This is a genomic window from Maritalea porphyrae (assembly GCF_030159895.1).
Classification (GTDB): domain Bacteria; phylum Pseudomonadota; class Alphaproteobacteria; order Rhizobiales; family Devosiaceae; genus Maritalea; species Maritalea porphyrae.
The window spans coordinates 1,540,922-1,553,685 of sequence record NZ_BSNI01000002.1; the positions used below are offsets into that span (position 1 = coordinate 1,540,922).

The following is a 12,764-nucleotide window of genomic DNA, read 5'->3' on the forward strand; positions in this document are numbered from 1 at the left end:
CAATGAAACAGCTGCAAACGGCTTTGGTTTCGGCGCTAAAAGCGGACAGCGAATTGACCGCATCGATTGGCACAAATCGAGTTTTCGATTCACCTGGCAAAGGATTGCGCCCACCATATATTGTCGTCGGTCGTCACGATTGTCAGCGCCAACTTGCTCAGGATCTATTTATCTCCAGTCATGTGTTGGATTGGCATATTTGGTTGGACAAACCGCATCGTTGCGAAGGCTTTGATATTGCGGCGCGGCTTTGGACAGCGCTGGAAGCAGTGACCATAGTTGGCGGCAATATGAAGTTGATCCAAACCGCCCACACAAGGACTGAAAGCACCATTGTTCCAAGCAATGGCTGGACGCGTGTTCTCGTGCAAACGCAATTCCGAATTGAAAACAACTAGAAACTGAGGAACAGCCAAATGAGTGCACAAAGCGGTCGTGATATGCTGCTAAAACTCGACGAAAGCGGCGCAGGTGGTTTTGCCACGGTCGCGGGCATTCGAACAAGGCAACTTGCATTTAACGCTCAATCTATCGATACAACCGATAGCTATTCTTCTGGTCAGTGGCGGGAATTGCTCGCGGGTGGCGGGATCAAAACGGCTTCATTGAGCGGGGCGGGGGTGTTCAAAGATGCCAGCTCGGATGCGAAAATTAGAGAACTGTTCTTTACAGGAGACCTGCGCAACTGGCAGCTGATCATCCCAGATTTCGGTACTATCCAGGGGCCTTTTCAGATTACCGCGCTTGAGTTTTCGGCAGACCACACCAGCGAGGTCGGCTTTGAGATCGCGCTCGAAAGTGCCGGGGCAATCACGTTCACGGTGGCTGCTTAATGGTCAATAAGATGCGAGGCGAGGTTGAGGCCAAGATTGGCAATAAAACCTATATTCTATGCCTGACGCTTGGTGCCTTGGCCGAACTAGAAGCAGCACTTCAAGCTAATGATTTGAATGGCATGATTGAGCGGTTCGAGAAGGGGCGCGTATCAGCCCGAGATCTGCTCTCAATTATTGGCGCAGGCCTGCGGGGGGCTGGCCACGCAATCAGCAATGATGAGTTGGCAACGATGAATATTGCTGGTGGCGCGCGCGGTGCAGCCAAAATTGCAGCTGAACTTCTTGCTGCCGCGTTTGGTGAACCTCAATCTGATTGATGAACCGATTTCCATGGGCCGAAGCGGCCAAAATCGGATTTGGCCTGCTGAACCTTTCGCCACAAGAGTTTTGGCAGCTTACACCCCTTGAGTTGCGCATGATCGCTATTGCCTTCGGACAAGATGTTCAGGGACTTGACCGCAATAGTTTTGAACAACTTGCGCAAAAATATCCCGATAAGGATGAGCAAAATGGATAGCACAATTCAACTGCCGAATTGGCAGAACGAACTTGACGATGTCGGCGCGGAATTCGAACGGATCAAAACGCTTGCTGACGACGTAGGTAGAACCATAACCAACGGATTTGCGGACGCGATTGGCAAGGGAAAGTCGCTAAAGTCGGTTTTGCACGACATAGCAAAGAGCTTTGCAGATATTGCGCTAAAAGCTGCGCTTAAGCCCGTTGGTGGAATGATTTCTAATTTGGTTCAAGGCATTTTTGCCGGCGCAAACCCAGGGTTGCCAAACGTCCAAGCTTTCGCAAAAGGCGGCGTCATAAATCGCCCCACTTTCTTCCCAATTTCTGGTGGTATTGGTTTGGCGGGTGAAGCCGGTGCAGAAGCCATTTTGCCATTGCGGCGAAACAGCTCAGGACAGCTAGGTGTCGCTTCAGATGCGACAACGCCAATTCATATTTCGATGACTGTAAATGCAACTGACGCGCAAAGCTTTCAACGCGCTGAGGCAGAAATTGGTGCCTCCCTTTTAGGTGCAGTTCGCCGTGGGCGGAGAGCAAGCTAATGGGTTTTCATCATGTGCTGTTTCCTTTGGACATTGCCCTTGGCGCGCGCGGGGGGCCAGAATGGGCAACTGATATTGTCGAACTCGCATCGGGTGCAGAAGAGCGAAATTCGCGGTGGGCACAATCACGTCGACGATATGATGCTGGATTTGGTGTGAAATCCAAATCGGATTTGCGGGTTGTGCTTTCTTTCTTTGAAGAACGTCGTGGCAGCTTTCACAGCTTTTTGTTTCGCGATCCGATCGACCATAGCTCTGCCGATGGCGCCATCTCCGCTCACGATCAAAAAATTGGGATAGGTGATGGCACCAAAGTCACATTTCATCTTGTAAAGACATATGGGGCAACGTTTGACCCATATGTGCGCAATATCATGAAGCCTGAAGAGAACAGTGTTCTCATCGCGCTCGACGGTGTTCCAACGACTGCCTTTGCAGTGGATGAAACAACAGGCATGGTGACATTAGATGCACCTCCTGCATCCGGTGTTCAAGTCACCGCTGGTTTCATATTCAACGTGCCCGTCCGATTTGCCGCTGATCGATTAGACGTTGAAATTACCAGTTTTGACGCAGCGCACGCGCCCACTATTAAACTGGTTGAGGTGCGTGCATGAGGCATTTTGATGCTCAATTTGATGCGCACATTAAGTCGGGTGCGACCACACTTTGCACTTGCTGGCTCATAACGAAAAAGAATGATGTAGCGTTGGGTTTCACCGACCACGATCAGATGCTGAGTTTCAATGGTCACCAATTCATGCCGAGCGCGGGTTTCTCGCCTTCCGCAACTGTTCAAAAAGCTGAAAGCGCAGTTGATACCTCTGATGTGATGGGGTGGCTGGATGATGATCGAATTCAATCAGCGCACATTCAAGACGGACAGTTTGCTGGCGCGATTGTTGATACATTTAAAGTCAATTGGCGTGATCCAACCTGCAGACACCATTTTCGACGCGATTTCATCGGAGAAATTATAGAGCGCGATGGTGTCTTTAGGGCCGAACTGCGTTCGCAGCATGTGTTGCTAAATCAGGCGAGGGGACGCTTATTCCAGCGAACCTGCAACGCTGAATTTGGCGATGGTTCTTGCACGCTCAATTCAATTGGCTCCGAATATTCAAGCATTTGTTCGATCACCCAAATCACCGCGTACAACGCTCTCGTTGTGTCGGGACTAGGCAGTCGAGATAGCGGTTGGGCAAGTGGCGGGCAGGTAAAATGGTTGTCGGGCCAAAGGAAAAATAAGGCTATGCGCATATTGAGGCATGAAAAGCTGGATGGCACTGATGTGCTCTACTTGGACGGAACTAACCACACTCTAAGTGAAATTGGCGACCAACTTCGCATCACATTTGGCTGCGATAAAGAATTCGCCACTTGCAGAGAGAAATTCGCAAACCAACTGAATTTCCAAGGGTTTCCCCACATCCCGGGCGAAGCATTTATTCTGAAATATCCAAGCGCCGATAATCCATTAGATGGAGGTGTGCTTGTCAATTGAGCAGCGAGAATTCAGAGATTGTCTCTCGCGCGAGAGAATGGCTCGGCACGCCATATCGGCATCAATCAGCGACAAAGGGTTCCGGTTGTGATTGCCTGGGTCTCATCGTCGGCATTTGGCGTGAATTGTTTGGTGACCACAAATTTGAGTTGCCACCATATTCGCGAAATTGGCGCGATCAATCGCATGCGGCGCAACTTCGCGCGTTGGCAGATAGACACCTCATGCTTTTAGAGAAGGCTGACTTGAAATCAGGACAAGTGGTGTTGCTGCGGATGCATACAGGGCTACCTGCTAAGCACTGTGCGATTGTGACGGAGCCTAATCGCTTCATCCACGCACAGGAACGCGTCGGTGTTGTCGAAGTGCCGATTAGCAACTGGTGGCGTCGACGCATCGTCGCGCAATTCGAATTTCCAGAAAGAACTTGAACCCTTTATGGCAACTTTACTCCTAGCCGCTGGCGGCCAGTTTATTGGTGGTGCACTCGGCGGCCCAATTGGCGCAACTATCGGAAGAGCGCTTGGCGCAATGGCGGGCAGCGCATTGGATGATCAACTGTTTGGTCAATCAGCCGCGCCGTCATCTGGCGAAACCTATCTTTTGAATGCGAAAGAAGGTCAACCCGTTCCACGAATTTATGGTTGGACACGGATTGCTGGTAATGTGATTTGGGCAACCGAACTCGAACGTCTCGACAAGGCAGGTAGCGGTCTCAAATCCATCGGCGCTGGCAACGATGAGTCTTTCGCTGCCAATTTTGCAATTGGACTTTGCGAAGGACCCGTTCCGCATATTGGTCGAATATGGGCCGATGGAAAACTGATGGATTTGCGTGGGGTAAACTACCGATACTATTCGGGGGAAACCTCCCAACAACCTGATAGCCTTATCGAAGCTAAGCAAGGTAGCGGCAATGCCCCAGCGTATCGAGGGCTCGCCTATCTTGTATTTGAACAGCTCGATTTGACACCATTTGGCAATCGCATACCGCAAATTTCTGTGGAATTGTGTCGTCCCGTCGGTGACGTAGAGACTCGAACCAAGGCGGTTTGTTTAATCCCTGGCGCGACCGAATTTGGCTACGATCCTGTTCCTCGTGTTCGTCTACTCGGAAATGGAAGCGTTGTTTCTGAAAACAGTCATCAGACCGTTGGAAAGTCGGATTGGGAAGTCTCTGTCGACGAACTAACGGCACTATGTCCAAACCTTGAACACGTCGCATTGGTGATTAGCTGGTTTGGCAATGATTTGAGATGTGCCAATTGCACTGTAACGCCACGGGTAATGGGGCGTGACAGGACGATTAAAGATACGGAATGGAGTGTTGCAGGTCTAAGCCGCGCAGAGGCAGAGGTTTGTTCTCAAACGGATGGAGGACCTGCATATGGTGGCACGCCGAGTGATAACTCGGTGATCGCGGCAATCAAAGATCTGAAGTCTCGCGGAATCAAAGTTACAATTTATCCATTGATGATGATGGATATCCCAGCTGACAATCTGCTTTCGGATCCCTATAGCGACGCTGAAACCCAGGCGAACTACCCTTGGCGAGGTCGCATAACATGTGACCCTGCGATAGGTCGACCGGCAACAGCTGATCAAACTAGTGCCGCATCTTCCCAGGTGCAAGCTTTCGTCGGCAACGCATCTGCAACGGATTACAGCGTCGTCGGCGAAAACGTCGCATATAACGGACCTGAAGAGTGGAGTTACCGCCGCTTTATCCTACATTGCGCAAGCCTTGCCAAAGCGGCAGGGGGTGTTGATGCGTTCATCATTGGGTCTGAAATGGTTGCGCTTTCGACTGTGCGCGATGGACAAACCAGCTTTCCATTTGTTGATCATCTCAAAAACATTGCGAGCGAAACACGTTCAATTCTAGGTAGCGAATGCAAACTCACATACGCTGCAGACTGGACCGAATATCATGGATATCAGCCAGCAGATGCAGCGGGTGACAAGTTGTTCCACCTAGATCCGCTTTGGTCCGATGATAACATTGATGCGGTTGGAATTGACAACTATATGCCGCTTGCAGACTGGCGCGACTATGGCGCCAACAGTGATTTTGATGGTCAAAGCATTGTCCATGATTTGAGCTATTTGAGAAAAAATATTGCCGGGGGAGAGGGGTTTGATTGGTACTACGCGTCTGATGACGATCGGGCAGCTCAAATCCGAACACCCATTACTGATGGCGAGCATGATGAACCTTGGGTTTGGCGATACAAGGACCTGAAGAGTTGGTGGCTAAAGCCGCATCACAATCGTATTGGCGGGAGCCGTAATGCAACGCCAACGAATTGGCAGCCGCAATCCAAACCATTCTGGTTTACGGAGATCGGATGCGGCGCGGTCGGCAATGGTGCAAATCAACCAAATGCATTTTCTGACCCAAAAAGCGCCGAAAATAAATCCCCATACAACTCCGATGGTCAAAACGAGCCCGCAATTCAGCGTCAGTTCTTGCGGGCGCACTATGACCATTGGCAAGCCGATAGAGTTGGGTTTGATGAGAACGACAATCCACAGTCAGCCATTGATGGTCGGCGAATGCTCGACCCAGATCGGTTTTATGTTTGGGCATGGGACGCCAGACCATTTCCTGCTTTTCCATTGCGCGAGGACGTCTGGTCTGACGGGCTATCCTATCATACAGGGCACTGGACAACAGGCCGGTTTGGTTGTGCTACTGTAGGTGAAATGGCCGTTTCGATTGCAGGCGACATTGGTGTAGACCTACATGCAATCGATAGTGCTTCTGCGTTTGTTGAGGGGTGCGTAGTTGGCACTCCAAGTTCAGTTCGCAATGATATTGAATTGCTTTTGGAAACAGATCAACTCACGCTCAACGACAGCGCACAGGGGCTTGCACTTTCCCGCGTTCAAGATAATTTGGTGACGAGTATTACTCCTGATAGCTGCGCACTAAACCTGAACGGCTTGTTTGAACGATCGCATCTAGATATTGGAGACCGCCTTCGACGCTTCAATGTAAATTATCGAGATCGACTTGCAGACTACGATGTCTCGTCGGCCTTTCACACCACAACCAACCAAGCTGGCAGTGTATCAGGAACAAACCTCCCGCTCACTATTGACCGGCGCATGGCAATGCGTATCGCCCGAAACCAAGTTGATCGATCAGCCGAAGACGTCAAGACAATAAAATTCGCACTGCCGCCATCCCAGTTGCATTTCGAGGTGGGTGATGTAGTTGCTGTCCCTAACGACCCTGAGAAATATGTAATCGCCAAGATTGTTGATGGGAATCTTCGTGAAATCACTGCTGTACGTTTGGGAAAGAAAAACTTAGATGGCACCGCGAATGCTCAAAGTCGCCCAGTGCCGCCAATTACGCTTCCACCTGCCTCAGATCCGATTGTTTATATTGCGCGCGTGCCGCCGCTTGACGATGAAGAAATTCGCTCATCGATTGTAATTGGCGGGTATGCAAGGCCATGGCCTGGCAGAATCTCGGTTATTGATGAGTATTCCAGCGAGATCGTGCGTTTGTCTGCGCCGACAACTATTGGCACCCTTAAGTCGAGCTTCCCGAAAACCGATCGCTTCGCAAACTGGGACACAAAGAACACGCTGATCGTCGAATTGATCGCCGGACACCTTAGTTCGGCAAGCAAGGCTCGTGTATTTGCAGGAGAAAACCGACTTTTGGTCCAAAATGTTGATGGCCATTGGGAAGAGGTCGGATATGAAAAAGCCAACTTAATTGACGATAAGACCTACGCCCTAACCAATCTGCTGCGTGGTCTAAACAAAACCGAATTTGCAGCCGCGGTTTCCGCCGAGGCTGGGGCGAGGGTAATATCACTATCTGACGCAACCCACATGAGCTTGGATGCTGAGCAATCTGCATTCAAGGCAATCGCTGGGGCTGATGATCAAGGTGCATCAATCCCATATTCGGGTGTTGGCGACCTCCCAAATTTGCCCCTGGCGCCGACCCACCTAAGAGCAGAAAAGCAGCCTAATGGCGACATTCTGATAAGTTGGCGACGGCGTAGCCGGCTTGCTGGAAATCGTTGGCCGCCCGTAGACGTTCCAATGGATAGTTTGACCAAACAATACACTATCAAGGTATATAACTCAGGTACCGCGCTGCGCTCTGTCTCCATCAATTCCAATCAATTCAACTACGCTCTTTCTGACCAAGTTTCTGATTTTGGTACGCCGCCCGATCAGTTCGAATTCAGCGTGACCCAGGACAGCGCCATGCTTGGACACGGCCACGTCGCCATAGGAGACTTCAATTGACCTCAACTAGTCGATTAGCTTTGCCGATTATTGAATCGAACCAAGCTCAAAAGCACATTACACATAATGAAGCGCTTCGAATTGTTGATGCGATGCTGCACTTGACGATTGATGAGTTGCATCTAAACGACCCGCCTGCGTCTCCACAAATTGGCCAAATCTGGGTTGTTGGAGCAACCCCAACTGGCGTTTGGGCATTGCACGACAAAAAAATAGCGGCATTTGATAGTGACGGATGGCAGTATCTCGATCCAAAGCATGGAATGGTCGCGTGGGTGAAGTCTGATCAAGAGCTCTATGTGTTTGATGGTTCAAACTGGTCGCGGCTGGATCAAGCGCCTTCCGCAATCGCAAACGCTCAATTTATCGGGATAGGAGCGGTCGCTGATACATACAACAGACTAGCAGTAAAAGCAGAGGCTGCATTTCTGTCGGCACAAGATGGAGGTTCTGGCGATACAAGGTTTTCGCTGAACAAAACGGCAGAGCCGAACACTGCGTCTTTAGTGTTCAATAGCACTTGGTCCGCTCGCGCCGAAATGGGACTGTCGGGGAACGACGATTTCGCGATTAAAGTGAGCAGTGATGGTAGTCAATGGAAATCGGCGGCCACTATCAACTCTGCTACCGGTGAACTCACTCTACAGCATGGCTTGTCGCCTAATAGCAAAAGCGTGGCCAACAAGCTCAATCTGCTTGCTGATTCCGGTCGGTTTGCATCAGAAAAAACAACCCAGATAAATGGGTTCGTGCAGCCAACATATTTGCAGATGGAAAACGGTGCCACAATCTCACATTTCTCGCAGTTCGTTTCTGACAGCAGCGACTATGGTGGCCCAAACGCAGCAAATGAAGCGACAACAAAACTGCTGGTCGATCAGATAAGAGAACCAGCATCTGCTCGCTATTTTGCGGAGTTTCACGTTGCAAAGATCTCCGCAGGATTGGGCACGGCATTTCTCAACAATCAAGGCACATTAAGCAAATATCGTATGTGCTCGTACGACCGTATCGGCAGACATCAACAGTCGTTAAGTGCATACATTTATGTGTTGTCAGGCACAGTGATCCTTTCGGCTGCAAATCATTTGCTTTGGTTAAACGGATCAAAAATCGATGATTTTGCGGAGCTGACATCTTCCGATGGCTGGCAACATGTCAATGCAATTGTCGATTATCAACCGCGCTTGGCCTCTCAACAGGTTGCCGAGATTTTGCCGTTGTTCGCTTCGCTGGGCGACGAGATATTGTTGGCTCTGCCAGCAATAATGCCGGACGCTGTAAGGGTTGGGCCAGATGAAGGGATCATCCCCTCTCTGACCGTGGCGGTTTAGTAAGATGCATTCTTCATATCACAACCCTCGATTTCAGAGGGCGCTCGATCATGTTCTGCGTTTCGAAGGCGGCTATGTGGACCATCCACGGGACCCTGGCGGTGCGACCAAGTTTGGCATCACGCGCAAAACCTTGGCCAGCTGGCGACGCGTAAACCCGTGGTGGAAACTGCCAAAATCGGCTGTGAAGCGTTTGGGGCGCCTGGAAACTTCAAAAATCTATTATGCGCGATATTGGGAGCCGTGCGGGGGGAATGCTTTGCCTGACGCAATAGGCTTCGCCGTGTTTGATTTTGCCGTGAACAGCGGTCCTTCTAGAGCCGTTAAATGCCTGCAACGCCTGTTGAAGATCAAACCAGATGGAAAAGTTGGACCAGTTACAAAAGCAGCTGTTCGTACTTTTTGTGCAGAGCAATCCGAGAAAAAGCTCGTCGAGCTCTACATTCGACAACGTCTGGGTTTCCTAAAGAAGCTGAGCACCTACGCGGTATTTGGGCGTGGATGGCGAAATCGGTTGCAACGTGTTTTGGCAGCAGCGCTGCAAATGGTTGGAAAACAATCTCACAAACAGAAAGACAAAAAAATGAATATACTCTCGGGTTACAAAACCTATTTGGTTGCGGTCTTTATGCTACTTGCAGGTGCTTTGGAGATGCTAGGTATCAATCTACCTAGCATCAATTCAGGGAATGCGACGCATTTGGTTATGGAAGCGCTTGCGATCATATTCTTGCGCAAAGGTATTAAGACCGAAATTTCGAATGCCTAGCCCATTCATTTTACATTCATGTGGCATTTGATATGAAAATGCCTATGAAAGCAAAAATCCTTCTCAGAAACCTGATTGCGAGTTTATTGGTCGTTGGTGTGACCTTGGTTGCGCCCAACGCCGTCCACGCACAGGCTCAAAAAAAATGCATCCCAAACGAAGTGATCATTCCGTTGGTGAAATCCAAAAAGATTACGTCGTTCGCAAAAATAGAAAAAATGTTGCGTCTGAAGAAGGGCACAAAGATTTTTGGCCAGCAGCTTTGCCAAGTAAATGGCAAATATGTATATTTCTTCAAAGTTGTCGATGCCTATGGGCGTGCAAAGAAGTTTGCGCTTCATGCCGACGACGGAACGCCTTACTTGAGCCAGTAGTTGGTCAAAGGGCCTCGGGGGATTTATGCGTATACTTGTCGTTGAAGATGATGTTGACTTGAATCGGCAGGTTTGTACTGCGCTAGAAGATTCAGGCTATGTGGTCGACAAAGCTTTTGACGGTGAAGAGGGCCACTTTTTAGGTGATACAGAGCCTTATGATGCCGTGGTCCTAGATATTGGACTGCCGCAAAAAGACGGCATTTCTGTTATCGAAGAGTGGCGTCGAGCTGGCCGAAACATGCCAGTGCTAATGCTGACAGCGCGAGACCGTTGGAGCGACAAGGTCCAGGGCATCGACGCGGGTGCTGACGACTATGTGGCAAAACCATTTCACATGGAAGAAGTGCTTGCACGTATTCGTGCACTTGTCCGACGTTCTGCCGGTATTGCATCAAATGAGATTGAGATTGGCGCCGTTCGACTTGATACGGCTGGCAGCAAAGTCACCGTCGATGGGATGGCATTGAAATTGACGTCACATGAGTTTCGATTGCTTTCATATTTGATGCATCACCAAGAAAAAGTGATTTCACGCACCGAGTTAACCGAGCATCTTTATGACCAAGACTTCGATCGCGATTCTAATACGATCGAAGTTTTTGTAGGTAGGCTCAGGAAAAAACTTCCGAAGGACTTCATACAAACGGTTCGTGGCCTAGGCTACAAAGTCGCAAAACAGTGATCCCTAAAAATCTTTCGATAGCTTGGCGGGTGTTCATTTTTACCGCCCTTGGTTTGACGGTTGGGCTTTTGCTAACGGGCTTGTTGCTCTCTAATCTCTATTCGCAGGCGCTGACGCGCAACATTGATGACATCGCCATTCGCCAAACAGATGCGCTAATTGCTAGGCTTTTGGTTGAGGACGAAAACGCGCAACAAAGCCTTCCATCAATTGATCCGAGATATACCCAAGCGAACTCTGGCTGGTACTGGCAAATTGTTGATTCAACGGGCAGCATTTCAAACGTTTCAACATCTGCATTTGGTGTGGTTATTCCGCATCTTGATATTCCATTTGACGAGGAAAACAAAAGGCGAGGGAACACGATCGATGAAGATGGCAAGCGATTGCGATTGTTCGAACGCAAATTGTTCGTCGAAGAGCAAAATCAAGTTACGATAACTGTTACCGCGGACTGGGACGAAGTTGCTGGCGAAGTTTCGAGCTTTCAAAACCAAGCATTCATGGCGTTGGTCGTGATTGGGCTATTCCTTGCGTCTCTGTGTGCGCTAGTTGCAAGACTGAGCTTGGGTCCGCTTCTGCGCCTGTCTTCTGAAGTTGAAGACGTGCGGACAGGTGAACACTCAAGGATAATTGGTGATTTCCCCAAAGAAATATTACCTGTGAAATCTGAGATTAACGCCTTGCTGGACGTAAACGACAAGATACTTGACCGCGCAAAAAACCAAGTGGGCGATCTTGCACATGGGCTCAAAACGCCAATTGCCGTTATTCGAAATGAGACAGAAAACTCAAACTCGAAGTTAGTACCGCAACAACTCGACAAAATGCAGTCCATTGTCTCTCGCTATCTAGATAGGGCACAGCTCGCGGCACGCACTGCCGCCCGTGGCAAAAAAACAGATGTCGTTGCTGCTGTTAGTAGAATTGTTTCAGTGATGAACAAGCTGCATCGGGACAAACATGCAAAACTAATTGTCGAAGACGGGTTTGCGGTTTCCTTTTTGGGAGATGCAGAAGACTTTGACGAGTTGGCGGGCAACATCATTGACAACGCAATGAAATGGGCAAGCACGCGCGTTGAAGTCCACATAACCAAACCAAGTCCGTCCTTACTTCAAATCGTCGTCGAAGATGATGGCGCGGGACTTTCGGAACAAGAGAAACGCGCGGTATTCCAACGCGGTCGCAGACTAGATGAGCAAGTTCAGGGTTCCGGCCTTGGACTTGGTATTGTAAGTGAACTCATCTCTGTATATGGAGGTGAAATCGAACTTGGGACTGCGAAATTGGGTGGACTGCAAGTGAAAATGCAACTGCCCGCTACGAATAGGTCTTAGAAAACACATTTCTGCCGCAAAATGTGGGGATGTGTCAGGTAGGAGATGAGTATGATTGCATTGCACAAGTCTATTGTCGCTACATTGGCCGCCGCACTTTTGGTTTCTGGATGTGCTCGTTTCGACGTGCCAGTTTCATCTTCAAGCAGTTCTGCTTCGAGCCAAGTCTCAACTTCAGTTCAAACCGCAACAGTTGCTCCAAGTGATGAATTTGCAGATGAGGGGATTTTGTCATTCTTGCCATCTGATGTTGTTGCCAAGCTGAGCGCACGCGAAAAATCGGAAGCCGCGAGTGCCCAGTTCTTTGCGCTACAATACGGACGGGTTGGCGCAACTCGTGAATGGACAGCTGATAGCGCCGCACGTGGTGAAATTAGTGTTGGACCGTACATCAAAGTCAACAAACTGGATTGTCGCGAGTTCACGCATACAGTTATCCTGAGCGGGGAACGTTTCATGAAATCCGGTACGTCATGTCGAGAACAAGACGGACAATGGGCTGTAGTTGGCTAGATTAGTGTGCCAAAAGTGTTTGTTTACTTATACTTGATAGTATCCGTTAAGTGAGTTTGTAAACATTTTG

Annotated in this window: 15 protein-coding genes; all 15 read left to right on the forward strand. The window is 49.5% G+C overall.

Translation table 11 applies throughout. The features are described 5' to 3' along the window. Positions 1 to 2: 2 nt before the first annotated feature. The 15 genes from QQL65_RS10940 to QQL65_RS11010 are packed head-to-tail and all read left to right on the forward strand — an operon-like array spanning position 3 to position 12,694. Positions 3 to 398, forward strand: a complete 396-nt coding sequence (locus QQL65_RS10940) for a DUF3168 domain-containing protein (protein WP_284364448.1) — start codon at positions 3 to 5, stop codon at positions 396 to 398. Between the two features lie 18 nt (positions 399 to 416). Continuing rightward, positions 417 to 833 (forward strand): phage major tail protein, TP901-1 family, encoded by a 417-nt coding sequence (locus QQL65_RS10945; RefSeq protein ID WP_284364449.1) that lies wholly within the window; start codon positions 417 to 419, stop codon positions 831 to 833. Then, a complete protein-coding gene (locus tag QQL65_RS10950; RefSeq protein ID WP_284364451.1) occupies positions 833 to 1,153 on the forward strand; it encodes a gene transfer agent family protein in 321 nt (106 codons plus the stop codon). Before QQL65_RS10945 ends, QQL65_RS10950 begins: the two co-directional genes overlap by 1 nt. Then, entirely contained in the window at positions 1,153 to 1,353 is a 201-nt protein-coding gene (locus QQL65_RS10955; RefSeq protein WP_284364455.1) for a rcc01693 family protein, read from the forward strand. Before QQL65_RS10950 ends, QQL65_RS10955 begins: the two co-directional genes overlap by 1 nt. Next, on the forward strand, positions 1,346 to 1,897 hold the full coding sequence (locus QQL65_RS10960; protein ID WP_284364456.1) for a phage tail tape measure protein: 552 nt from the start codon (positions 1,346 to 1,348) through the stop codon (positions 1,895 to 1,897). The genes QQL65_RS10955 and QQL65_RS10960 overlap by 8 nt, the downstream gene beginning before the upstream one ends. After that, positions 1,897 to 2,514, forward strand: a complete 618-nt coding sequence (locus QQL65_RS10965; protein WP_284364458.1) for a DUF2460 domain-containing protein — start codon at positions 1,897 to 1,899, stop codon at positions 2,512 to 2,514. The genes QQL65_RS10960 and QQL65_RS10965 overlap by 1 nt, the downstream gene beginning before the upstream one ends. After that, entirely contained in the window at positions 2,511 to 3,401 is an 891-nt protein-coding gene (locus QQL65_RS10970) for a DUF2163 domain-containing protein (RefSeq protein ID WP_284364463.1), read from the forward strand. The genes QQL65_RS10965 and QQL65_RS10970 overlap by 4 nt, the downstream gene beginning before the upstream one ends. Continuing rightward, entirely contained in the window at positions 3,398 to 3,832 is a 435-nt protein-coding gene (locus QQL65_RS10975; RefSeq protein ID WP_284364466.1) for an NlpC/P60 family protein, read from the forward strand. Before QQL65_RS10970 ends, QQL65_RS10975 begins: the two co-directional genes overlap by 4 nt. 7 nt (positions 3,833 to 3,839) lie before the next feature. Next, positions 3,840 to 7,679: a baseplate multidomain protein megatron gene (locus tag QQL65_RS10980; RefSeq protein ID WP_284364468.1), complete on the forward strand. Its 3,840-nt coding sequence runs from the start codon at positions 3,840 to 3,842 to the stop codon at positions 7,677 to 7,679. After that, entirely contained in the window at positions 7,676 to 9,013 is a 1,338-nt protein-coding gene (locus QQL65_RS10985; RefSeq protein ID WP_284364470.1) for a DUF2793 domain-containing protein, read from the forward strand. The genes QQL65_RS10980 and QQL65_RS10985 overlap by 4 nt, the downstream gene beginning before the upstream one ends. A gap of 4 nt (positions 9,014 to 9,017) precedes the next feature. After that, positions 9,018 to 9,782, forward strand: coding sequence for a glycoside hydrolase family 108 protein (locus QQL65_RS10990; RefSeq protein ID WP_284364472.1), 765 nt, complete (start codon positions 9,018 to 9,020; stop codon positions 9,780 to 9,782). Between the two features lie 44 nt (positions 9,783 to 9,826). Next, positions 9,827 to 10,156 (forward strand): hypothetical protein, encoded by a 330-nt coding sequence (locus tag QQL65_RS10995; RefSeq protein WP_284364474.1) that lies wholly within the window; start codon positions 9,827 to 9,829, stop codon positions 10,154 to 10,156. Positions 10,157 to 10,181: 25 nt separating this feature from the next. Then, positions 10,182 to 10,841, forward strand: coding sequence for a response regulator transcription factor (locus QQL65_RS11000; protein WP_284364477.1), 660 nt, complete (start codon positions 10,182 to 10,184; stop codon positions 10,839 to 10,841). Positions 10,842 to 10,870: 29 nt separating this feature from the next. Then, complete coding sequence (locus QQL65_RS11005) at positions 10,871 to 12,181, forward strand: sensor histidine kinase (RefSeq protein ID WP_284364479.1); 1,311 nt, start codon at positions 10,871 to 10,873, stop codon at positions 12,179 to 12,181. Between the two features lie 51 nt (positions 12,182 to 12,232). Continuing rightward, on the forward strand, positions 12,233 to 12,694 hold the full coding sequence (locus tag QQL65_RS11010) for a hypothetical protein (RefSeq protein WP_284364482.1): 462 nt from the start codon (positions 12,233 to 12,235) through the stop codon (positions 12,692 to 12,694). Positions 12,695 to 12,764 lie beyond the last annotated feature (70 nt).

What these genes read in the sequence shown, in the direction of transcription:
- QQL65_RS10955 (WP_284364455.1), top strand. Translation starts at nt 1,153, where the DNA reads ATGAACCGATTTCCATGGGCCGAAGCGGCCAAAATCGGATTTGGCCTG.
- QQL65_RS10965 (WP_284364458.1), top strand. Translation starts at nt 1,897, where the DNA reads ATGGGTTTTCATCATGTGCTGTTTCCTTTGGACATTGCCCTTGGCGCG.
- QQL65_RS10960 (WP_284364456.1), top strand. Translation starts at nt 1,346, where the DNA reads ATGGATAGCACAATTCAACTGCCGAATTGGCAGAACGAACTTGACGAT.
- QQL65_RS11000 (WP_284364477.1), top strand. Translation starts at nt 10,182, where the DNA reads ATGCGTATACTTGTCGTTGAAGATGATGTTGACTTGAATCGGCAGGTT.
- QQL65_RS11010 (WP_284364482.1), top strand. Translation starts at nt 12,233, where the DNA reads ATGATTGCATTGCACAAGTCTATTGTCGCTACATTGGCCGCCGCACTT.
- QQL65_RS10995 (WP_284364474.1), top strand. Translation starts at nt 9,827, where the DNA reads ATGAAAGCAAAAATCCTTCTCAGAAACCTGATTGCGAGTTTATTGGTC.
- QQL65_RS10940 (WP_284364448.1), top strand. Translation starts at nt 3, where the DNA reads ATGAAACAGCTGCAAACGGCTTTGGTTTCGGCGCTAAAAGCGGACAGC.
- QQL65_RS10945 (WP_284364449.1), top strand. Translation starts at nt 417, where the DNA reads ATGAGTGCACAAAGCGGTCGTGATATGCTGCTAAAACTCGACGAAAGC.
- QQL65_RS10970 (WP_284364463.1), top strand. Translation starts at nt 2,511, where the DNA reads ATGAGGCATTTTGATGCTCAATTTGATGCGCACATTAAGTCGGGTGCG.
- QQL65_RS10990 (WP_284364472.1), top strand. Translation starts at nt 9,018, where the DNA reads ATGCATTCTTCATATCACAACCCTCGATTTCAGAGGGCGCTCGATCAT.
- QQL65_RS10980 (WP_284364468.1), top strand. Translation starts at nt 3,840, where the DNA reads ATGGCAACTTTACTCCTAGCCGCTGGCGGCCAGTTTATTGGTGGTGCA.
- QQL65_RS10950 (WP_284364451.1), top strand. Translation starts at nt 833, where the DNA reads ATGGTCAATAAGATGCGAGGCGAGGTTGAGGCCAAGATTGGCAATAAA.